Origin of the sequence: Myceligenerans crystallogenes, from assembly GCF_039529775.1 — a bacterium.
GTDB lineage: Bacteria > Actinomycetota > Actinomycetes > Actinomycetales > Cellulomonadaceae > Myceligenerans > Myceligenerans crystallogenes.
Genome location: NZ_BAAANL010000005.1, coordinates 61,997 through 83,742 on the forward strand (window position 1 = coordinate 61,997; position 21,746 = coordinate 83,742).

Annotated in this window: 19 protein-coding genes; 7 read left to right on the forward strand and 12 right to left on the reverse strand. The window is 73.2% G+C overall.

What is annotated here, in order from left to right; genetic code table 11:
• On the reverse strand, window positions 1-297 hold the full coding sequence (locus ABD208_RS12740) for a WXG100 family type VII secretion target (protein ID WP_344103367.1): 297 nt from the start codon (window positions 295-297) through the stop codon (window positions 1-3).
• Window positions 298-573: 276 nt separating this feature from the next.
• Here ABD208_RS12740 and ABD208_RS12745 point away from each other — a divergent pair, with 276 nt between their 5' ends.
• Window positions 574-2,190 (forward strand): serine/threonine-protein kinase, encoded by a 1,617-nt coding sequence (locus tag ABD208_RS12745; RefSeq protein WP_344103369.1) that lies wholly within the window; start codon window positions 574-576, stop codon window positions 2,188-2,190.
• 42 nt (window positions 2,191-2,232) lie between these two features.
• A complete protein-coding gene (locus ABD208_RS12750; protein ID WP_344103372.1) occupies window positions 2,233-3,435 on the forward strand; it encodes an MFS transporter in 1,203 nt (400 codons plus the stop codon).
• Window positions 3,436-3,460: 25 nt separating this feature from the next.
• On the opposite strand, the gene ABD208_RS12755 is transcribed toward ABD208_RS12750, so the two are convergent.
• The 5 genes from ABD208_RS12755 to ABD208_RS12775 form a co-directional block, all read right to left on the reverse strand.
• Window positions 3,461-4,732, reverse strand: a complete 1,272-nt coding sequence (locus ABD208_RS12755; RefSeq protein WP_344103375.1) for a lipase family protein — start codon at window positions 4,730-4,732, stop codon at window positions 3,461-3,463.
• Window positions 4,733-4,948: 216 nt separating this feature from the next.
• Complete coding sequence (locus tag ABD208_RS12760) at window positions 4,949-6,358, reverse strand: pectate lyase family protein (RefSeq protein WP_344103377.1); 1,410 nt, start codon at window positions 6,356-6,358, stop codon at window positions 4,949-4,951.
• 365 nt (window positions 6,359-6,723) lie between these two features.
• Entirely contained in the window at window positions 6,724-7,416 is a 693-nt protein-coding gene (locus ABD208_RS12765; protein ID WP_344103379.1) for a DUF6580 family putative transport protein, read from the reverse strand.
• Window positions 7,416-7,868 carry a DUF4430 domain-containing protein gene (locus ABD208_RS12770; protein WP_344103381.1) on the reverse strand — a complete coding sequence of 151 codons (453 nt, stop codon included), beginning with the start codon at window positions 7,866-7,868 and terminating at the stop codon, window positions 7,416-7,418. The genes ABD208_RS12765 and ABD208_RS12770 overlap by 1 nt, the downstream gene beginning before the upstream one ends.
• A 55-nt stretch (window positions 7,869-7,923) precedes the next feature.
• Window positions 7,924-10,062 (reverse strand): DNA gyrase/topoisomerase IV subunit B, encoded by a 2,139-nt coding sequence (locus ABD208_RS12775; protein WP_344103383.1) that lies wholly within the window; start codon window positions 10,060-10,062, stop codon window positions 7,924-7,926.
• Between the two features lie 228 nt (window positions 10,063-10,290).
• Between ABD208_RS12775 and ABD208_RS12780 the strand changes: the two genes are divergently transcribed.
• Window positions 10,291-10,494, forward strand: a complete 204-nt coding sequence (locus ABD208_RS12780; protein WP_344104148.1) for a DUF7455 domain-containing protein — start codon at window positions 10,291-10,293, stop codon at window positions 10,492-10,494.
• A gap of 127 nt (window positions 10,495-10,621) precedes the next feature.
• On the opposite strand, the gene ABD208_RS12785 is transcribed toward ABD208_RS12780, so the two are convergent.
• The 3 genes from ABD208_RS12785 to ABD208_RS12795 form a co-directional block, all read right to left on the reverse strand.
• The gene (locus tag ABD208_RS12785) at window positions 10,622-12,220 is read right to left on the reverse strand and encodes a SpoIID/LytB domain-containing protein (RefSeq protein WP_344103385.1); all 1,599 of its coding nucleotides are present in this window, start codon (window positions 12,218-12,220) and stop codon (window positions 10,622-10,624) included.
• A 121-nt stretch (window positions 12,221-12,341) separates the two neighbouring features.
• The gene (locus ABD208_RS12790) at window positions 12,342-14,036 is read right to left on the reverse strand and encodes an RNA polymerase sigma factor (RefSeq protein WP_344103387.1); all 1,695 of its coding nucleotides are present in this window, start codon (window positions 14,034-14,036) and stop codon (window positions 12,342-12,344) included.
• Between the two features lie 366 nt (window positions 14,037-14,402).
• Window positions 14,403-15,167, reverse strand: coding sequence for an SDR family oxidoreductase (locus ABD208_RS12795; protein ID WP_344103389.1), 765 nt, complete (start codon window positions 15,165-15,167; stop codon window positions 14,403-14,405).
• 73 nt (window positions 15,168-15,240) lie between these two features.
• Here ABD208_RS12795 and ABD208_RS12800 point away from each other — a divergent pair, with 73 nt between their 5' ends.
• On the forward strand, window positions 15,241-15,846 hold the full coding sequence (locus ABD208_RS12800; protein ID WP_344103392.1) for a TetR/AcrR family transcriptional regulator: 606 nt from the start codon (window positions 15,241-15,243) through the stop codon (window positions 15,844-15,846).
• Window positions 15,847-16,016: 170 nt separating this feature from the next.
• Here ABD208_RS12800 and ABD208_RS12805 read toward each other — a convergent pair whose 3' ends face one another.
• Complete coding sequence (locus ABD208_RS12805; RefSeq protein WP_344103395.1) at window positions 16,017-16,373, reverse strand: universal stress protein; 357 nt, start codon at window positions 16,371-16,373, stop codon at window positions 16,017-16,019.
• A gap of 136 nt (window positions 16,374-16,509) precedes the next feature.
• Window positions 16,510-17,700 (reverse strand): DUF4192 domain-containing protein, encoded by a 1,191-nt coding sequence (locus ABD208_RS12810; RefSeq protein WP_344103399.1) that lies wholly within the window; start codon window positions 17,698-17,700, stop codon window positions 16,510-16,512.
• A 142-nt stretch (window positions 17,701-17,842) separates the two neighbouring features.
• Between ABD208_RS12810 and ABD208_RS12815 the strand changes: the two genes are divergently transcribed.
• Window positions 17,843-18,502, forward strand: coding sequence for a hypothetical protein (locus ABD208_RS12815; protein WP_344103402.1), 660 nt, complete (start codon window positions 17,843-17,845; stop codon window positions 18,500-18,502).
• Window positions 18,503-18,511: 9 nt separating this feature from the next.
• A complete protein-coding gene (locus ABD208_RS12820) occupies window positions 18,512-19,780 on the forward strand; it encodes a polyprenyl synthetase family protein (protein WP_344103404.1) in 1,269 nt (422 codons plus the stop codon).
• A 13-nt stretch (window positions 19,781-19,793) separates the two neighbouring features.
• Here the strand turns inward: ABD208_RS12820 and ABD208_RS12825 are convergent, their stop codons facing one another.
• Window positions 19,794-20,234 carry an Rv2175c family DNA-binding protein gene (locus ABD208_RS12825; RefSeq protein WP_344103407.1) on the reverse strand — a complete coding sequence of 147 codons (441 nt, stop codon included), beginning with the start codon at window positions 20,232-20,234 and terminating at the stop codon, window positions 19,794-19,796.
• Between the two features lie 126 nt (window positions 20,235-20,360).
• Between ABD208_RS12825 and ABD208_RS12830 the strand changes: the two genes are divergently transcribed.
• Window positions 20,361-21,611 carry a protein kinase domain-containing protein gene (locus ABD208_RS12830; RefSeq protein ID WP_344103409.1) on the forward strand — a complete coding sequence of 417 codons (1,251 nt, stop codon included), beginning with the start codon at window positions 20,361-20,363 and terminating at the stop codon, window positions 21,609-21,611.
• Window positions 21,612-21,746 lie beyond the last annotated feature (135 nt).

A 21,746-nucleotide genomic window follows, 5' to 3' on the forward strand; every position in this document is an offset into this window, starting at 1 on the left:
TCACTTGTTCAGCGCGTTGGCGAGTTCCTCGTCGGTCTTGCGCAGCGCCTCCGCGGCCTCCTTGAGGTACGTGCCGATGCCGTCGAGGCCCTCCATGATCTGCTTGCCGCCCTTGTCGAGCTCCTGGTAGGCCTCGTCGAACCGCTTGGACGACTTGTCGGTGACGTAACCGTCCTGGACCAGGTTCTGGACCATGTTGCGCAGCTGGTCCAGCTTCGACTGCATGTCCGACGCTTCCTGCTGCATGCGCTGGGCAGCGTCTTCCATCTGCTGGAAGGTCACATTGATGTTCGGCATGACGGTTCCTCTCCTCCGGTGCGTGAACGAGGGGAGTTTCGCAGGTCGGACTTGTCCGAACACGCTGGCCCGGTGAACGGGGGATGAAAGGTTTTCATCTAACTGTCAACGAGCTGAGCTGGGCAAACACTCGCCTGGATGGTGCAGACGAACGACCGGGCCGCGAGGTTGTGCGGCCGGAGTTCTCCGGGAGATCGCCCGCCCGGCGGGTACGATGCCAGCGCGAATCGGTGCATGCCGGATTCGCGGTCGACGCGCGAGAGGAAGGCCCGTCCGGTGGCCCAGGACGTAACCACACCGTGGACGGCTCCGGCGTCCGAACCCGCGCCGCTCGTGCCCGGCGATCCGCGCACGATCGGCCCGTTCCGGATCCGCGGGCGGATCGCGAGCGGCGGCATGGGCTCGGTCTACCTCGGGACGGGCCGCCGCGGGCAGCGGGTCGCGGTCAAGCTGGTGCGTGGCGAGCACCTGGACGACGCCGAGTTCCGCGCCCGGTTCAAGCGCGAGGTCCGCGCCGCGGCCGGGCTGCGCAGCCGGTACTTCGCGAAGCTGGTCGACGCCGACCCGGAGGCCGCCCACCCCTGGCTCGCGACCGAGTACGTCCCCGGCCCGACCCTCACCCAGGCCGTCAGCTCGCACGGCCCGCTGCCCCGCGACGTCGTCCTGACGGTCGTCGCGGGCGTGGCCGAGGCGCTCCGCGAGATCCACGCGGCCGGGCTGGTCCACCGCGACGTCAAGCCGTCCAACGTGATCCTCGGGCCGGACGGCCCCGTCCTGATCGACCTCGGCGTCGTGGCCCTCGCCGGCGCGACCCGCGTGACCATGACCGGGCAGGCCATCGGCACGCCGATCTACATGGCGCCGGAACAGGCCATGGGCGGTACGACGACGCCGGCCGCCGACGTCTGGGCGCTCAGCGCGCTCGCCTACCACGCGGCCACCGGCGGCTACCTGTTCTCCGGGGAGCATCCCGCCGTCGTCCTGTACCGGGTGTCGTCCGAGAACCCCGCCTACGACGACTGCCCCGCCTACCTGCGGCCGCTCCTGGACGCATGCCTGGTCCGGGACCCGGCCCACCGCCCGTCGATCGAGCGGATCCTCCAGGTCCCCGGCCTGCGCGAGGCGACGGCGGGCGGTTCCTGGCCGGGCACGACGGCGGGCGCGAGCACGGGCGCCCGGCCCGGCGAGCAGCCAGGCGAGCGGTCGAGCGAGCGGCGGCCGGGCGAGCGGCCGGGCCGGCGCCCGTCGCGGATCGCGGTCACCGGGGACGGCGCTCCCCGCGCCGCGCGGCGCCACAGGTCGCGCCGGCTGCTCGTCGGCGGGGTCGTGGCCGCCGCCCTCCTGAGCGCGACGGGGTTCGGGATCCTGCAGTCGTCCGGGACGGGGGACGACGCTGCGGGCGGGGCGTCGTCATCGGCGAGCACGCCGGACGGCGGAAAGAAGGCAGGTCCGTCCGGCCGATCAGCCGCTCCCGGCTCCGAGGGCTCGCCGCAGCCGTCCGCGTCGGCCCTGCCGCCGGGTCTCGGCCGGTTCGAGCGGCTGCCGCTCGGCACGGAGACCAAGCTCGATCCCCAGTCGTGCTGGCATGCCCGCCTGGACGCGGTCGAGGGCCGCCAGGTCCGGTTCACCATCTGGTGCGACAAGGCAGGCACCGAGCTGTACCAGGACACGCTCCCGAGCAGATGGCTCCGCCCCTGGGCGTACGACGCGAACGGGACGTCCCTGGGGCCGGCGAACACGACCGACACCTTCTACACGCAGCCGCACCTGACCGATCCTGGGCAGCGCGCCGAGGTGGAGGTCACCTTCCTGGACTCCGGCGCCGACCTCGCCGCCGTCGGCCTCATCCAGACGACGAAGGGCTACACGAAGGCCTGGGAGGCGCGGCCGTAGAGCCGCATCGCCCGGCCCGGCGCGGATGATAAGGATGATCTCGTGAGAGACCTGGACGGCACAGCATCAGGGGAGCCGTTCAGGTTCCGGGACATCGCGGTGGTCGCCTACCTGCCGTCCGTCGTGAGCTCGCTCGGGCACGGCGCGGTGATCCCCGTGCTGGCGATCCACGCGAAGGATCTCGGCGCGAGCACGGCGGCCGCCGCCTTCGTCGTCGCCCTGGTGGGCATCGGCCAGCTGGTCAACTCCCTGCCCTCCGGCGCGCTCGTGGCGCGGCTCGGCGAGCGCCGCACCCTGGTGGTCGCCGGGCTCGTGGACGCCGCGGCGATGCTCGCGGCGTTCTTCGCGCCGTCGGTCTGGATGCTGTGCGTGTGCGTCTTCGTGGGCGGGATGAGCTGGACGGCGTTCCTGCTGGCCAGGCAGGGCTACCTGATCGACGCCGTGCCGCTCTCCCACCGCGCGCGCGGGATGGCGCTGCTCGGCGGCTCGATGCGCCTCGGCGTCCTGATCGGCCCGCTGGCGGGCGCGCTCCTGATCCACCTGTACGGCCTCGGCTCGGTGTTCCTGCTGGCGGCGGGCGCGTCGCTCGTCTCGGGGCTGATCGCCGCGCGGATGCCGGACTTCGGCCGGGTGCGGCGCGACGTCGTCCCGCGGCCCGTGCACGCCGTGCTCCGGGAGCACCGCAGGATCCTGCTCACCCTCGGCGTCGCCGTCGTCGTCATCGGCGCGTCACGATCCATCCGCACGAGCCTGCTGCCCCTGTGGGCCGACCACGTGCACATCGACGCCGCGACCGTCTCGCTGCTGTTCGCGGTCGCGGCCACGATCGATCTCCTGCTGGTGCTGCCGGGCGGCTGGCTGCTGGACACGCGCGGCCGTCAGGTGGTGGCGATCCCGGTGGTGCTCGCCGTCGGCGCCGGCTGCCTGCTGCTGCCGCTGACCGGGGACGCCCTCGGCGTGGGCGCCGTCCTGGCGCTGATCGCGCTCGGCAACGGGCTCGGCGCCGGGATCGTGATGACGCTCGGGGCCGACGCCGCACCGGTCGAGGGGCGCGCGCAGTTCCTCGGCCGCTGGCGGCTGTGCGGGGACATCGGCAACACCGGCGGGCCCCTGCTGGTCTCGGCGGTGGTGGCGGTCGCGCCGCTGGTCGCCGCGCCCGTGGTGATCGGCGTGCTGGCCCTGGCCGGGACGGTCTGGGTGGGCTACTGGACGGGCGTGGCCGACCGCCGCCGGCGACGGCGGTGACGCGGCCACGCCCGTCCGGCCGCGATCAGCAGGTCGGGTAGAACGTCCGCCCCTTGAACCGGTTGTCGACGAACGCGACCACGGCCGGCGCGGCCGTCACCATCGTCGAGACGTGCTCCCCCAGGTGCCACTGCCAGCGCACGTCGGCACCCGCCGCGCACACCGTGTCCCGGTAGGCCGCGGCCTGACGTGCCGGGACGATCTCGTCGACGAGCCCGTGGTAGAGGAACACCGGGACGCGCGGCGGGTTCTTCCCCGGCTGGTTCTCGGTGAACCGCGCCTGCCAGGCCGCGGTGTAGCGCGGGTCCTCGTCGGTGTAGACGTCGAGGTCCTGGAGCGCGAACGCCAGGGCCGCGTCGACGCACGCGTCCTGCTGCTCGGCGTACATCGCCCTGCCCTTGTCGTTGAGGTAGCCGTCCAGGTCGAGCTCCGGGTAGGCGGCGTCGTACCCGAACGCCGCCAGCAGCAGCAGGCCGAACCCGATCCGGCCGTCGAGGTCCTCGGAGACGGCCGTCAGGTCGGCGGGGACGCCGCCGGCGGCGACGCCGACGACGTCGAGCTCCGGGGCGTAGCTCGCCCACAGCTCCCCCGCCCACGCGGCCGAGGCGCCGCCCTGCGAGTACCCGATGATCGCGACCTTGCCGCCCGCACGCAGGCCCGACGCGGTGAGGTTGGTGGCGGCGCGGACCATGTCGAGCACGGTGCGGCCCTGCGACTGCCCCACCATGTAGGTGTGCGTGCCGGGCGTGCCGAGCCCCTCGTAGTCGGTGATCACCACGGCGTAGCCCTTGAGCAGCAGCGGCTCGACGAACGGGCGCTCGTAGTCGAGCCAGCGCGACGGCGCGCAGTCGTCGCCGACCCCCCGCGTGCCCGACCCGACCGTCACGATCGGCCGCGGGCCCTCGCCCGTCCACGCCTGGTGCGGCACGACGACGCGTCCCGTCACCGGGATGTCCTCGCCCGTGGCGTTGGTGGAGTGGTACATCACCATCCAGGTGCGGGCGTCCCAGCCGGCGGGCTGCTCCCGCACCTTGATCAGCTCGCCGTTCGCGCCGTCGCCGAGCCCGGCGGGCGGGTCGTAGAAGTCGTCCGGCGGGACGGGGAAGATCGTCCCGGGAAGCAGGTTCCCGTCGTCGCCGGTCACGGCGGCCGAACCGGTGTCGGCGAGCAGCCCGGGGCTGGGGTCCGGGTCCGACGACGACGCCGCGGCCGGAGCGAGCGGGACCGCCAGGGCCACCATCGAGGCGAGCGCGACGGCGCGCAGCCGGAGCCGGCGCGCGGACAAGTTCTGGGACATGACGGACCTCCACGTCGAGGACACGAGACGGCGGCGCTGCCGTCTCGGCCTCTTATTTACCATGAGTCAGTAAATAGTGGCAAGATCCTCGCGGCTCCGCGAGGCGGGGCTTCTCAGGTGCGAGGCAGGGCTCCCGCGCACGAAGCAGGGCCTCCGGCCGCGGATCTTCCGCGACCGGAGGCCCTGCTCGACGTGCGCCCTGCCTCGCGCCCCGCGTCAGCGGCGGCCCGCGCCCGCCTGGACGATCGACTTGACCGAGGAGGCCGTGTCAAGCGTGTAGGAGTACGGGATCGAGTTGACCGAGCCGCCGGCCTGGCCGCTGCCCGAGTTCACGAAGTGGTTGTTCCGCGCCACGAGGGAGCCCGCCGACGACGAGCCCTCCCCCAGGTGGAACGGGTCCTCGGTGTTCTCGAAGTAGTTGCCCTCCACCAGCACGCCCGCCTCCTGCGTCGAGGCGACGCCGTAGCTGCCCACGTTGGAGTACAGGTTGTTGTACACGTGCACCGGGTTGCCGAACCGGACCCGGGGGTTGCGCTGGTTGGTGCCGTTGAACCAGTTGTGGTGGTAGGTCACGCGCAGGTGGCCCCGGTCCTGCGAGCCGTTGTCGTCCGAGTGGCCGACCAGCGAGTTCTTGTCCTGGCCGTTGAACCGGTTCCAGGAGAGCGTGACGTAGTCCGAGCCGCGCTTGGTGTCGAGCGAGCCGTCGTAGCCGGTGCCGAACGTGTTGTGGTCGACCCACACGTTCGTGGACTCCTGGATGTTCACGGCGTCGTCGTTCCAGCCGTTGAAGTACAGGTCCTGGATGATGACGTTCCTGGCGCCGCTCACGTTCAGGCCGCACCCGCTGATGGCGCCGCCGCCCGCACCGGTGATGGTCTTGTTGCTGCCGACGCCGATCATCCCGGAGCAGGAGATCGTGCCGGACACCTTCACCACGCGGGCCGTCGTGCCGGACACCGCGCTCGCCAGCGCCGACGAGGACGTGACCGTGGTGGTCGACGCCGAACCGCCGCCCGTGGTGCCGCCGTTCTGGGTGGCCCAGCCCGCGAGCCCGGACGTGCTGCCGCCGCCCCCGCCGCTGCCGATCTGCACGAGCTCCCACTGCTGGTTGTACTGGTTGCCGTCCGTGAGCTGCGTGACCGTGGCGCCGTTCGCCGTGGAGCGGTCCGTCACCGTGACGGCCTTGCCGCTGTGCCGGTTGATCAGGCGGACGCGGCCGCCCTCGGAGTCGGCCGGCCGGAACTGCTGGTTGTAGCCGTTGAGGTCCGTGTACTGACGGAACTGGCCGCCGTCGGCGAGGCTCCACTCCCACAGGTCCAGCACCTTGCCCGAGTGCCGGTTCTGCAGGCGGTAGTAGCCGCCGCCGGAGTCGACGAAGCGCCACTGCTGCCAGGCGCCGTCGTTGCGGTCCCACTGCTGGACGATCCCGCCGTCGGCGGTGGACCAGTCGGCCACTTCCATCGCCTTGCCGCTCTGGCGGTTGACCAGCACGTACCACGCGCCGGTATCGGGGGTGGCCGCACCGGCCGGGACCGCCGCCAGCCCCGCGCCGGCGAGGGCGAGGACCGCTCCGACGGCGACGGCGACCCGCAGCCGTACCTTCTTCATGACGCCGGAGATCTTCATCGATCGCCTCCATGATCGGTCGCGCACGCACGGCGTCGTCGGCGCGCGTGCGCGAGTGTGTGGGGAACTGCCTCCAGCGGCGCGTGCCCGACGACGTCGGGGACGGGTTGCTGGACCTCGGAGCCCGGCGATGTCAGGAACCGGTTTCCCGCATCGCCGGAATCAAGAGTGCATCGATGAAGAACCAGCCGTCAAGAGGTGGGACGCGCGAGAAGCGGTGCTAACCGTTATGGAAAACGTTGAGCCTGACTAGCAGAGCGGCCGGTCAGGCCGTGGGGCGAACGACCGAGCGGCCGGTGACACCATGCGGCCCGGCCGGCTGCGCAGCCGGTCGGGCCGCGCAGCCGCTCGGGCCGTGCAGCCGGTCAGGCCTCCCGCGGGACGAGCCCGGCGGCGCGCTCCGCCCGCTCCACGAGGGCGACCGCCCCCGCCGCGAGCGGCACCAGCACGAGGTTCCCCAGCAGCATCGTGCGGAAGAAGGGCAGGCCCATGACGTAGCTGTCCAGCAGGCCGTCCAGGCCGGGGGCGTAGAAGGTGCCGCGCGACTGCAGCCACACCCCGAGGTTCGTCCAGAGGAAGAACCACACCGAGCCGCCGACGCCCAGCCCGAACGCCGCGCCCAGCCTCGTCCAGCCCGCGGTGCGGCGGACCAGCAGCGCGCCCAGCCCGATCACGGCCCACGCCGACCAGGTGAACAGCAGGATCGTCGTGTTGCCGAGCAGCGCGTCGCTCACGGCGGCGGCGGCGAACGGCACCAGCACCGCGGCCCGGTGCCGCAGCAGCACGGCCGCGAAGAACGTCGCGGCCGTGATCAGCTCGAGGTTGGGCGGCGCGCCCAGGTCCTGGCGGACCAGCCGCCACACCACCGCCACCGCCACGACGAGCACCGCGAGCGCCGGCCGCCACCAGCGGCGGGCGAGCTCGGCGACGGTGAGGTCGCGGGCGGTCAGGTCACTGCCGGCCGAGGTGCCGGCCGCGAGGTCACCGGCAGCGGGGGCGCCGCTGCGGCGACCGCGGGTGCGGTCACCGCCGGCTCCGGACCCGGGCGCGCGGCGCATCAGTAGGTCTCCAGCTTCCAGGTGATCTCCTGGCCGTCCTCGGTCTCCAGGGAGCCGGCGCCGACCTGCGCCATCTCGCCGTCGACGTAGAGGGCCCAGAACTCCTGCTCCTTCTCGGAGGCGGTGTAGCCGCAGATCCCGGTGACGTACGCGTCCTTGCCCTTGCCGGACACCTCGGCCGTCGAGTCCTCCTCCAGCAGGAGGTCCAGGGCGGTCTCGCCCTGCGCACCCTCGTAGGTGAAGTCCTCCTTCTCCGTGCAGGCGGCGGTGAGCCCGCCCGGAGCGGGCGCTTCCGCGGAGGCCGACGCGGAGGCCGACACGCCGGCCGACGCGGAGGCGTCCGCCGAGGGGCCGGCCTCGGTGCCGCTCGGCCCGCACGCGGCGAGGAGCGCGACCGCGGCGGCGGTCGCGAGGATCTGGAGGGTTCGGACGGTGGTGCGTTCTGTGGTCACGGAAGCATCGTAGGAACAGGGACGACGACGCCGCACGCCCGTCTCGCGCCGGAGCTCACGCATCGATGCGCTCCCGGTCGAGTTCCGCGGCGCCGTCGACGATGAACTTCTTGCGCGGGGCGACGTCGGATCCCATGAGGAGCTCGAAGACGCGCTCGGCGGCCTCGGCGTCCTCCGCGCGGACGCGGCGCAGCGTGCGGTGGGCGGGGCTCATGGTGGTCTCCGCGAGCTGGTCCGCGTCCATCTCGCCGAGGCCCTTGTAACGCTGGATGTCGTCCTTGTAGCGGCGCCCGGCCTTGTCGAGGCCGCGCAGGGTGCTCTGCAGCTCGGCCTCGGAGTAGGTGTAGATGTACTCGCCCTTGCGCCGCCCGCTGCCCAGCACCTCGATGCGGTGCAGCGGCGGGACGGCCGCGTACACGCGCCCGGCCTCGATGAGCGGCTTCATGTAGCGGTAGAACAGGGTCAGCAGCAGGGTGCGGATGTGGGCGCCGTCGACGTCGGCGTCGGTCATCAGCACGATCTTGCCGTAGCGGGCGGCCTCCAGGTCGAAGGAGCGCCCGGAGCCCGCGCCGATGACCTGGATGATCGCGGCGCACTCGGCGTTGCGCAGCATGTCGCTGACGGACGCCTTCTGGACGTTGAGGATCTTGCCGCGGATCGGCAGGAGGGCCTGGTAGTCGCTGGAGCGCGCGAGCTTCGCGGTGCCGAGGGCCGAGTCGCCCTCGACGATGAACAGCTCGGACTTGTTGACGTCGTCGCTGCGGCAGTCGGCGAGCTTGGCGGGCAGGGAGGAGGTCTCCAGCGCGTTCTTGCGGCGGCTGATCTCCTTCTGCTTGCGCGCGGTGATGCGGGCGCGCATCTCGGCGACGATCTTCTCGAGCAGCAGCGCCGCCTGCGTCTTGCCGTCCCGGCTGGTGGCGGTGAGCTGGGCGTGGACCTGGTCCTCGATCACGCGGGAGACGATCTGGCGCACCGGGGCGGTGCCCAGCACCTCCTTCGTCTGGCCCTCGAACTGCGGTTCGGCCAGGCGCACGGTGACCACGGCGGTGAGCCCCGCCAGGACGTCGTCCTTCTCGATGCGCTCGCCGTTGTCCTTGGCGGAGACCTTGAGCCTGCGGGCGTTGGTCTCCACGCCCTTGCGGATCACCTTGAGCAGGCCCTGCTCGAAGCCGGCCAGGTGGGTGCCGCCCTTGGGGGTGGAGATGATGTTGACGAAGGAGCGCACCTCGGTCTCGTAGCCGGTGCCCCAGCGCAGCGCGACGTCGACCTCGCAGTCCCGCTGGACCTTCTGGGGCGACATGTGGCCCCTCTCGTCGAGCACGGGCACCGTCTCGGAGAACGTGCCCGAACCCTGCAGCCGCCAGATCGCCGTGACCGGTGCGTCCGGGGCGAGGTGCTCGACGAAGTCGACGACGCCGCCGTCGTGCTTGAAGACCTCCTCGTGCGGGCCGGCCTCCCCCGGCGTGCCGGGCACGCCGCGCTCGTCGCGGATGCGCAGCTCGAGGCCCGGCACGAGGAAGCTCGTCTGCCGGGCCCGGGTGACCAGCTCGTCGTAGCTGAACGTGGCGGTCTTGAGGAAGATCTGCCGGTCCGCCCAGTAGCGCACGCGCGTGCCCGTGACGCCGCGCTTGACCGTGCCGGTGACGGCGAGCTCGGAGTGGTCGGTGAACGGCGCGAAGGGCGCGTCCGGCGAGGGGCCCGCGGCCGGGTCGCCGAAGGTGCCCGGCTCGCCGCGGTGGAAGGTCATCCGGTAGGTCTTCCCGCCGCGGTCCACCTCGACGTCGAGCCGCGAGCTCAGCGCGTTGACCACCGAGGCGCCGACGCCGTGCAGGCCGCCCGAGGCGGCGTACGACCCGCCGCCGAACTTCCCGCCCGCGTGCAGCTTGGTGTAGACGACCTCGACGCCGGTCAGGCCCGTCTTCGGCTCGACGTCGACCGGGATCCCGCGGCCGTCGTCGGACACCGTGACCGAGGAATCCGCGTGCAGCACCACATCGATCCGCGTGGCGTGACCACCCAGCGCCTCGTCGACGGAGTTGTCGATGATCTCCCACAGGCAGTGCATGAGCCCACGCGAATCGGTGGTGCCGATGTACATGCCGGGTCGCTTGCGGACCGCCTCGAGCCCCTCCAGGACGGAGAGATGCCGGGCGGTGTAGCTGGATTCCTTCTCAGGACGGGCGGTCTGGGTCACGCGCACAGCGTAGACGAGGTGACCGACACGCACGTCGGAGCCACACGGGACAGATGCCAAGACGCATAGCGGACGGCATTTCCCGGCGTGACGGCAATTCATCCCGTGGCGGAATTCCGCCTGCGGGGTTTCCTCGGATGTGACGCACACCGCTATGCTCGCGGCGAACGCGGGGCCCGCAGGGGAAGGGACCGTGGGATCCGATGGTTGGATAGGGGCGTGACGACCATGACCACCGAACAGCTCACCGCCGCCGACCGTTGCGACCGCTGCGGGGCCCAGGCCTACGTGCGAGTCGTCCTTCCCGCGGGCGAACTGCTTTTCTGCGGCCACCACGCCCGCGCGCACCAGCCCGCCTACGCCGACGTCGCTACCCACATCCAGGACGAGACCGACCGGCTCCTCGCCGAGCACGGCCAGCCGCAGAACTGATCCCGGCTCCCTCCGACTTCCGGCGTCCGCGCCGCACACGAACGGCCGGTTCCCTCCCGGGGACCGGCCGTTCCGCGTGCCCGGCGCGCCGGCCGGGGCCGCCGCGCCGGGCATCACCGTCCCGCGTTCACTTCCGCGGGGCCACGGCCGAGATCCAGCCGCCCTTGACCCCGGGCGTGGTCCGCCAGCTCTCGGCGGTCCGGGTCACGTAGCGGATGCTCCCGGTGTCCGACGTCGCCTTGATCGTCTTGACCTGACCGCTGGGGTACCAGGCGCTCACGGCGAGCGACCGCACCCAGTTCAGGCCCGAGATGCTCTGCGCCTGCGACTGCGTGAGGCTGTCCGTCCAGGCCGCGTAGGGGTTGCCCGGCGCCGCCAGGGAGTAGGTGTCCGGCTGGTGCCGCAGGTAGGACAGCGCCGCGACCGGCCACACGTCCTCGTTGTCGGCGGTCCCCCGCAGCGTCGAGGTCACCCGACCCGAGCTGGCGAAGTAGGGCGTCTCGGCGAACCCGGCGGACGGGTCGCGCAGCACGCTCACCGTGGACGTGGCGTCCTGCACGGTCGCGTCCACGGCGGCCTTCCAGAGGTCGCCCAGTTCGCCGCCCTCCTTGCGCCAGCCGACGTAGTTCTGGCTGCGGGTGTCGTCGTAGACGTGGCAGTCGCAGCTCGCGTCGAGGCCGGCCGTCTTGGCCCGCAGCGCGTAGGTGCGGGCCGCGATCACCTGGGCCTGCAGGGCCGCGGTGCCGTTGTTGGAGCTCGCGCCCCAGCCCGACGGCATCTCGTCGATCCCGTACAGGTACTCGGTGTTGATGATCACCTCGTTGACGACGTTGAGCCGCCCGCCGATGCTCGTCGCGTGCAGGCGGCCGTGCCGGTAGGTGCCCGGGGCGCCGGAGACCGACACGGTGCCCGCCGTGCCGGACCAGTACGTGGTCCCGGTCCATTCCACGGTCAGCGCGTCGTACGCCGTCGTCGGGCGCACGACGGTGCTGCCCTGCATGACCTTCACGGTGACCGACGACCCGCTGACACCGAGCACCGCCGTCCGCCCCGGCCCCGCCGAGGTAATCGTGGCCCCGGACCCGTCGAGCAGCCGCCACGAGCCCTCGCTGAGGCTGACCGTGGATCTCGCCGTGCTCGACGATCCGCGCAGGATCTGGACCTTCAGGCTGGTCCGAGGGTTGTTCGCGGTGCTCGTCGTCGTCCCGGCGTAGTAGTAGCCGAGAATCTGCGACGCGCTGTAGCCCGAGCGCGACAGCTGGTAGGCGCCCCACTGCGCCATCCCGACGCCGTGCCCGGAACCGGAGCCCGTCAGGGTCCAGGAACCCGGCACGACCTTGACCGTGATCGTGTTGCTCGTGGCCCGGGAGGTCGTGAACCGGTAGTTCCGCGTCGTCGTCGGGTTGACCGACGTCGTCGCCTTGCCGGTGCTGCTCGTCGTCACCGTCCGGACGGTCAGCCACTCGCCGTCCTTCTTCTGCTGCAGCTTCACCGAGGCGCCCGTGACGGGCCGGGTCCCGTTCTTGTAGGTGACCGACAGGGTGCGCGGCGACGACGCCGTCGTCGTGGAACTGCCCGAGGCGGTCAGCGTGTAGGTCGCGGCCTCGGCCGGGACGATCCAGGAGGCGAGCGCGAGCAGCGCCGCGAGCAGCAGCGCCGCGGTGCGCACCGCGCGGGCGGGGGCCGGGGAGAGAACCGCGGCCGCGGGAGGAGTCGTTGTGGACACGCTCCCAAGCTTCCACATCACCGCGCCGGAGCGCGGGAAGGAAATGGAGGAGAACCATGGACGTCTCGAAGCCGGGCGCGCCGTTCGCACGGCGCGCCCGGCCGGTCGAGATCCGGGCCGATCAGTCCAGGTAGTCCCTCAGGACCTGCGAGCGCGACGGGTGCCGCAGCTTCGACATCGTCTTGGACTCGATCTGGCGGATGCGCTCGCGCGTCACGCCGTAGACCTTGCCGATCTCGTCCAGCGTCTTGGGCTGGCCGTCCTGAAGGCCGAAGCGCATCGAGACGACGCCCGCCTCACGCTCGCTGAGGGTGTCCAGCACCTGGTGCAGCTGCTCCTGGAGCAGCGTGAACGACACCGCGTCGGCCGGGACCACGGCCTCGGAGTCCTCGATGAGGTCACCGAACTCGCTGTCGCCGTCCTCGCCCAGGGGCGTGGCCAGGGAGATCGGCTCGCGGCCGTACTTCTGGACCTCGACCACCTTCTCGGGGGTCATGTCCAGTTCCTTGGCCAGCTCCTCCGGGGTGGGCTCGCGGCCCAGGTCCTGGAGCATCTGGCGCTGTACGCGGGCGAGCTTGTTGATGACCTCGACCATGTGCACCGGGATGCGGATGGTGCGGGCCTGGTCCGCCATGGCACGGGTGATGGCCTGCCGGATCCACCAGGTGGCGTACGTGGAGAACTTGTAGCCCTTGGTGTAGTCGAACTTCTCGACCGCGCGGATGAGGCCCAGGTTGCCCTCCTGGATCAGGTCCAGGAAGAGCATGCCGCGGCCCGTGTAGCGCTTGGCCAGCGAGACGACCAGCCGCAGGTTGGCCTCGAGCAGGTGGTTCTTGGCGCGCTTGCCGTCGTGCGCGATCCACTTGAGGTCGCGTTCCATGCGGCGCGCGTTCTTGTCGGCGCGGTCGAAGTCGGTGCTGGCCAGGCGCTCCTCGGCGAACAGGCCGGCCTCGATCCGCTTGGCGAGCTCGACCTCCTGCTCCGCGTTCAGCAGCGCGACCTTACCGATCTGCTTCAGGTAGTCCTTGACCGGGTCCGCGGTGGCCCCGGCGGTGACGACCTGCTGCGCCGGCTGGTCCTCGTCGTCGGTGTCGGAGACGACGAAGCCGCCCTTCTCCTCCGCCTCGGCGCCCTTGCGCCGCTTGGACGACGGCGCGTCGTCCTCCTCCAGGCTCGCCGAGAGGTCGGACAGGTCGTTCTCCTCGAGCACCGGCGCGTCGTCGGCGGTCTTGCGCCGGCGGGACGTGGTGGTCTTCGCCGCAGCCGGGGCCGCGGCGGTCTTCGCGGGGGCCTTCTTGGCCGGGGCCTTCCGCGCGGTGGTCTTCCGCGCCGGCTTCTCGGCGTCCGCCTCGGCGCCGGACTCCGGCGCCTCGGGCTCGGCCTCCCCGGCCGTCGTCCGCACGGCCGTCGTGCGGCGCGTGGTCGTCTTGGCCGCGGCGGTCTTCCGCGCGGCCGGCGTGGCGCGGCGGGTGGTCGTCTTCGTGTCCGACGACGACGCCGCGGCGCCCTCCTCGACGCTCGCCTGCGCCGCGACCGCACTCGAGCGACTGGCCGCCGCCGCGACGGTGGCGGTGGCCGGCAGGCCGACGTCGATCCCCGATCCGGCAAGGGCGCGCAGCACGGCCTTCAGCCGCTTGGCGTCGGCCACCTTGGCGGCCTCGCAGGCGGTGCGGAAGTTCTCGGCATCGACCCTGCCGGCAGCCACACCGACGGTCAGCAACTCCTTCAGGGCGGGATGCTCGAACTCACGGGGGAGATCACGCGCGGGAGCGCGCTCGGGGGCTGTGTCCTGGGCATTGACGGAAGTGGGCGCCACAAACCGACCTTTCGGCGTCGTCGAGGATCCGGTGGTTCCGCTGCCGGGGCCTGCACTGGACCTCGTCTCGATCGGCAACGAACAAGGGATATTGTACCGTTGGCACCCTTGCACGCCCGGCCGAACGGGTCGTCAGTGAAAATTCGCGGGCTCATCTCACAGCCCCGCACAGGCGAAACCCGCTCAACGCGGGGCTTTCCGGGTCCTCACATCTGTTTCTTCGAGGTAGATCCTGTTCAACGACCGGCACACCGGGAAGATTCCCGGAGCGCCGCAGGTCGCCCCCGAAGCCCGGCTCGCGCGCGGCCGGGGCGACGGCCGGGCGCCCGGCCGGCCGGCGGCCGAGCGCCCGCACCCCCTCGCCCCTCAGAGGCGGGCGCCTCCCGTGGCGTCGAGGACCTGGCCCGTGACCCAGCCCGCGTCCGGGGACGCCAGGAAGGCGACGACGTTCGCGACGTCGCTGGTCTCGCCGATCCGGTTCAGCGCCGCGGCGGCCGAGATCTCCCGGCGGACCACGTCGTCGGAGCTCAGCCAGGCGGTGGTCATGTCCGTCTCGACGACGCCGGGGGCCACCGCGTTCACCGTGATGCCGCGCGGGCCGAGCTGGGCGGCGAGCGTCCGCGTCAGGATGTCGACGGCGCCCTTGGTCATGCTGTAGGCGAGGATCTCCGGCGTGGCGATCCTGGTCACGCCGGACGAGATGCCGATGACCCGGCCGCCGCGCCCGAGCCGGGGCAGCGCGTCGCGCGTGACGAAGTAGGGCGCGCGGACGTTGATCGCGTGCTGGCGGTCGAAGTCCCCGGGAGCCAGCTCCTCGATGCCGCCGCGCAGGGTCACGCCCGCGTTGTTGACGAGGACGTCGATGCGGGCGGGGTCCCAGCCGGCGGCCACCGCCGCCTCGTCGTAGGCGCGCCAGAACGTCCCGGCGGCATCGGATGCGGCGAGGTCCGCCGCGAAGGTGACCGCCGCGCGCCCGTGCGCCTCCGCCGCTGCCGCGGATTCCCTGGCGGCCGCGGCGTCCGCGCCATAGTGGATCGCGACGTCGAACCCGTCGCCGGCGAGACGTTCCGTGACGGCGCGGCCGATCCCGCGGCCGCCTCCGGTGATGACTGCGATGCGCTGTGAGGTCATGGCCGCACGCTACGGGCAAACGTGTAGCGATCGATACAGTGAGTTCATATATTGAGACGCTAGGCTGGGGCACGTGAGCGGAGCACGGGGTCAGGGACGGCGGTTCGACGTCGACGAGGCGCTGGAGGCTGCCACGCTCCAGTTCTGGGAGCACGGCTACGAGGCCACGTCGGTGGCGGCCCTCACCGCGGCGATGGGCATCAACCCGCCGAGCCTGTACAAGGCGTTCGGCAGCAAGGAGGAGTTGTTCTTCCGCGTGGTCGAGCGCTACCAGGAGACGCACGGCGCGTTCACCGCCGACGCCTTCGAGCAGGAGGACTCCGCGCTCCCCCTGATCCGGCGGCTGCTGCTGGCCGCCGCCGAGACCTATCCGCGCGGCCCGGCGCCGGGCGGCTGCCTGGTGCTCACGGCGACCGTGACCGTGGGCGAGGCCAACCGGCACGTCGGCGAGCGCCTGGCCGCGATCCGCAACGACCCGGTGACCGGGATCCGGAAGCGGATCCAGGCCGAGATCGACGCCGGGACCGCCCGGCCGGCCGCCGACGCGACGGCCATCGCCCGGTTCGTGGGTGCCTGCATCCAGGGAATGTCCCAGCAGGCTCGCGACGGGGCCGACGCCGGGCGGCTCCGGGAGGTCGCCCGGATCGCGATCCGGGCGGTGGAGGCCGAACTCTCGTGAACCGGCCGGGTCAGACCGCGTGGACGGCCCGGTCAGACCCCGCGAACCAGCCCGGTCAGACCCCGCGAACCAGCCCGGTCAGACCCCGCGAACCAGCCCGGTCAGACCCCGCGAACCAGCCGGGTCAGACCGCGGGGACCGGCTGGGTCAGACCGCGGGGACCGGCTGGGTCAGACCTTGACGGCCAGGACCGGGCAGGGGGCCTCGATGAGGATGCGCTGGGCGCCCGCGCCCAGGATGAGCTTGCCGACGGGGCCGCGGCGGCGCAGGCCGATCACGACCAGGTCGGCGCCCGTCTCCAGGGCCGTGCGGACGAGGTCGTCGGCGAGGTCGCCCGTTCCCGGGTCGAGCCGGACCGCCACGCCCGCGGCGGCCAGCCGTTCGGTCAGGCCGGCGGTGTCCTGACCCGGCTCGCCCGGCCCCGCGACGACGACAAGCGTCGCCCGGCGCTGCTCGGCCTCGGTCACGGCGGCATCCAGCGCAGCCCGTCCCTCGGGGGTGGCCAGATTGCCCACGACGATCGTCATGGTTACCGAAACTACCGGAAACCCAGCCCTCGGTCAGGCCGTGTCCCACGTCTCCGGGCAGATCGCCCCGGCGCCGCCCGGCATGGCCGCGGCCCGGCCCGGGGCTCACCGGACGCCCGCGCGCCGCGAGAACCCCTCATGCCGTCCCCAGTTCCGCCGCGGCGCGCTCCTCGCGCCTGAGCTCCGCCGTCTCCCGCCGTACCCAGCCGGGCGGCAGCCCGGCGGTCAGGGCGCTGACGACGAGATTCGCCAGGGTGTACCCGTCGTCCACCGCGAGCGCCGCGTCGAGCCTGCCGGACGCCATCGCGCCGTCGCCGCTCCACCAGGCCACGACGCCGAGCAGGGTGAGCGGCGCGACCTGCCGGCTGCGCGGGACGTGCGCGGCGACCGCCTCCAGCACGTGCACGGCGGGCCCGACCCGGTCCTGGTCCGGCCGGGTCGCGCCGGCCGGGTCGACGATCCGGGACATCGCGCGGGACGCGGCGGCGTCGGTCTCCGCGTCGGGGGTGCCGCGGGCGGTGCGCAGCACGGTGTCGCCGTCCTCGGTGGTGAGCCAGAGCAGCACGGCGTCGCGCAGGGGCCGGTGGGCGAGCGCCGCGGCGAGCTTCCCGTAGAGGGCCGGCGAGATCTCGGCGGGCTCGCCCGGCTCGGCCGCACCCGTGCGGCGCACCGCGGTGCGCCAGGCATCGAGGGACCGGTCCGCCCAGTCCGGGGTGGTGGTCCGGGCCCGGGCCCACCTGGTGGCGGCCCGGGCGGCCGAGCGGCGGGCCTGCTCGGGCGCGAGCGGGATCCGGAGGCGTGCGTCGCGGCTGGGGGCGACGGAGCGGCCCGCGAGCACCATGGAGGCCGCGGTCCGGCTGTGGGCGAGGTCGTCGGCCGGGCGGCCCGTGGCGGGGCAGCACAGCGGGTCGGAGCAGTCGAGCGCGCGGTAGCCGCCCGGCGTGACGACCCAGGCCTCGGTTCCGGGCAGTTCCGTCTCGATCCGCGCGGCCGTCGCCTCGACCGCGCGCCGCAGGCGCGTGCCCGGTGCGATGGCGCCGGGTAGCTCGCCCCGGGTGTACCCGACCACGACGACGCGGTCCGCCCCGTCCGTCGCCACGACCCGGGCGAGCGATTCCGCGGCGGCGCCGGCGGCCGGCCGCCCGTCGGGGCAGCGCCCGTCGTAGGCGTCGAGCTCCAGCCGGGCCACGAGCCCGACGATCTCGCGCCTGCCGCGCACGCTGACCACGACGACGCACTCGGACGGCTGGTAGCCGAGGCGGAAGGGGATGAAGGCAAGGAGGTCCTGCGGGCCTCGCACGCGAACTGTGGTGGCGTTGATGTCCATGACGACCATCAGAATCCGGCCGCCCGCGGGCCGCCGGGTTTCCCGCGGTGCGCCTGTCGACAATTCTGCCCGCCAGGCCCTTGTGGTAAGCGTCGGACCAGCCTGTTCCCGTGACGGCGGTACCACGGGCTACCGTATCCGCGTGCCGAATTTCTCCGGAGCCTCCCGGGCACCCCGCGCGCGACGCGACGCGACCGCCGCCGGCGTCGTCGTCCTCGCGACCGCGACGGCCCTGCTGCTGACCGCCTGCGACCCGCTCGCCACCGCCGAGGACATCGGCGAGGAGTTCGGCAACGCCCGCCAGGTCGAGGAGACGGCCACGGGTGCCGCCACGGCCGCGGCCCCCGGCACGACGCCGGGCGCCGGGGGATCCGCCTCCCCCAGCCCCAGTCCCTCCCCCGAGGTCCTGCCCAGCTTCGACGCCGCGACCGTCGTGGGCGACTACGCCCCGGGCTTCCCGTCCGGGCTGCTGCCCATGCCGGAGGGCGCCCAGCTGCTGGCGACGTCGGCCGAGCCGGTCAAGGGCTCCAAGCCGGCGACCGTGCAGGTCACGCTCAACCTCTCGTCGAAGAAGGCGCCCGGGACGGTCATGGAGCAGGTCGCCGGCCTGCTCGGCAAGAAGGGCTTCGAGGCGCTGGACGCCCCCGCGGAGAGCGGGATGTCGGAGCAGGCCGCGTTCACCCGCACCACAACCGTGAAGGGCGCCGAGGTCGCCGAATCCCTGCTGGTAGGCGTACTGAAGGACGGCAAGCGGTCCCTTCTCACCCTGAGCGGCACCGTGGCGGCGGTCAAGGCGTCATAGGCTGGCGTCGTGGCCCTCACTCCCCCGACCGCACCCACCACGGCTCCGCCGGTCCCCGCAGCCGCGGCTCCGCCGGCCCCCGTCACCCCGGCTCCGGCTGGTCCCGCCACCCGCGCGCTGCCTGCTCCCGCCGCCCCAGCTCCGGCCACTCCCGCCACCCCGGCCCAGCTCGTCGACGCCGAGGACCTGCGCGCCCGCGTGGACGCCGCCGTCGGGGCCCACCTGGCGGTGCTGGCGTCCGAGGTCGCCGCGATCAGCGCGGTCGCCGACGGCGCCGCCACGGCGCTGACCGACCAGGCCGCGGTGCTCCTGACCGGCGGGAAGCGGCTGCGTGCCGCGCTGTGCTGGTGGTCGTTCCGCGCGCACGGCGGCGCGCCGTCCGGGCCCGCCGCGGACGCCGCCGTGCGCACGGGCGCGGCCCTCGAGCTGTTCCAGGCCGCGGCGCTGCTGCACGACGACGTCATGGACAACTCCGACACCCGCCGCGGCGCCCCGACCGCGCACCGCGCCTTCGCCGCCCGCCACGCGGCCGCCGGCTGGTCCGGGGACGCGGGCCGGTTCGGCGAGTCCGGGGCGATCCTGCTCGGCGACCTCGTGCTCGTGGCCGCGCAGCGCGAGCTGACCGCCGCCCTCGAGCCGGTCCCCGCCGTCGCGGGCGCGGTCCGGGACACGTTCGACCGCATGCAGAGCGAGGTCGTCACCGGCCAGTACCTCGACGTCCTCGTGCAGGCCGAGCCCTGGGGCGAGGACCCCGCCGCGGACGAGGCCCGCGCGCGGGCCGTGCTCCGGGCCAAGTCCGCCGGCTACTCGGTCGCCGCCCCGCTCGAGCTGGGCGCGCTGCTCGCGGGCGCGGGCGCGGGACGGGCCGCCCTGGTCCACGCCGCGGGCGTGCCGCTCGGCGAGGCGTTCCAGCTGCGCGACGACGTGCTCGGCGTCTTCGGCGACCCGTCCGTCACCGGCAAGCCCGCCGGCGACGACCTGCGCGAGGGCAAGCGGACGGTACTGGTCGCCCGCACGATGTCCGAGCTGGCGTTGTCGTCCGACGACGCCGCACGCACCCGCCTCACCGCGTGTCTCGGCGACCCGGCGCTGTCCGGCGACGACGTGAGCCGGGTGCGGGACGTCATCGAGGGATCGGGCGCGCTGGCCGCCGTCGAGCACCTCGTGGACGAGCTCTACGAGACGGCGCTGGCCCGCCTGGCCGCGGCCGACCTGGCCGAGCCCGCCCGCGGAATGCTGCACGCGATCGCCGCGGTCCTCGTCGACCGCGAGTCCTGACCCCGCCCGCCGCTCAGAACAGGGCCTGCGCCACGCGGCGGACCTCCGCGCGACGGCCGGCGCGCAGCGCCTCGATCGGCGGCAGGCCGAGGGACTCCTCCTCCTCGAAGAGCCACCGGATGATCTCGTGGTCCTTGAAGCCGGCGTCGGTCAGCAGCACGATCGTGCCGCGCAGCGTGGGGATGACCTCGCCGTCCTTCACGAAGGCCGCCGGGACCTGCCACACCGAGTTCTCGCCCTGGCGCACGGCGACGACGTGCCGGTCCCGCACGAGGCGGCGGGCGCGGCCGAAGTCGACGCCGACGCGCTCGGCGAGATCGGGCAGCGTCAGCCATTCGCCGACGACGTCGCCCAGGCCGTCGTCCGGGATGTCACCGGGATGCTCGCCCGGGTCGTGTCCGGTCTGGTCCTGCCGCTCGCTGAGGTCCGGGCCCTCGGGTGTGGTGGTGCTCACCGGTCGATCTTATCGGCCCCGGCGCCGCCCGCGCCCGGCACCGGCGAGACGGCCCGGCGACGGCCGGGACAGAACGGGGACAAGACCCCGTTCCCGCACGTCACCTCCCGCCCGTACACTTCGGCCGTGGCTTCCGTGACACAAGACCCCCTCGTCGGGCGCACGGTCGACGGCCGGTACCAGGTCACCGAACGCGTCGCGCAGGGCGGCATGGCGGTCGTGTACCGCGCGCACGACTCCGAATCCGGCCGTGACGTCGCACTCAAGGTGATGCACCCGCACCTGGCCGAGGGGGACCAGGCCGCGGACTTCATCAAACGGTTCCGGCGCGAGGCGCGCGCCGCCGCGGGGCTGAGTCACCCCGGCGTCGTCGCCGTGCACGGCCAGGGGGCGGACGGCACCCTCAACTACCTGATCATGGAGTACGTGCCCGGCACGAACCTGCGCCAGCTCGTGCGCGAGGGGTCGCTGACCGTGCGGCGCACGTTCGCCCTGCTCGACCAGGTCCTGTCGGCGCTCAGCGCCGCGCACGACCAGCACGTCATGCACCGCGACATCAAGCCGGAGAACGTGCTGATGACGCAGGACCGGCGCACCGCGAAGCTGGCCGACTTCGGCCTGGCCCGCGCGGTCACCGAGGCGACCCAGACCGCCACGGGCACCGTGTTCGGCACGGTCGCCTACATGGCGCCCGAGGTCATCACGACCGGGAGGTCGGACGTGCGGGCCGACGTGTACGCGATCGGCGTCATGGCCTTCGAGATGCTCACGGGCCGCCAGCCGTTCCAGGGCGAGACGCCGATCGCGGTCGCGTACGCGCACGTCAACGCCACGATCCCGAGCCTGCGGGCCACCGTCGGCGGGCTCGGTGACGCCGTGGAGCTCATGGTGAACACGTTCGCGGCCAACGACCCGGGGCACCGCCCGGCGAACGGCCGCGAGGCCCTGAAGCTGCTGCGCGCCACCTGGAAGGCCCTGCCGCGTGAGGTGCTGGACCGCACGCCCGGTGAACTCGGCGCGCCCGCCCCGGCCCAGCCGATCCCCGTCGCGGGCGTGATCGACGCCGGCGGGCGGCAGCTCGCCACGAACATCCCGGTGACGCTGCTGCCGTCGCTCGGCAAGCCCGGGGCCAGGCCCGCGAACGACGACGTCCCGACCCAGGCGATGAGCACCCGCCCGGCCCCGCCGCGCAAGCGCCGCTCCGGCGCGCTCACCACCGCGATCGTCCTCGTCCTGCTGCTCCTGCTCGGGGCCGCGTGGATGAGCGAGAACAACGCGTTCGACGACCTGCCGATGCTGGACGGCGGCACCGCCGGCGCCGACGCCGTCAGGGACGACGACGCCGGGCCCGGCGGACCGTCAGCCCTCGGCGCCTGAGGACGAGGACCCGGCGGACGCGGCCGGCTTCCCGGGCGCGTCCTCGGCCTTCTCCGGCGCCGTGGCCTTCGTGGCCTTCTCCGGGACCTCGGCCTTCTCGGCCTCAGCCTCTTCCGGGGCCGTGGCCTTCTCGGC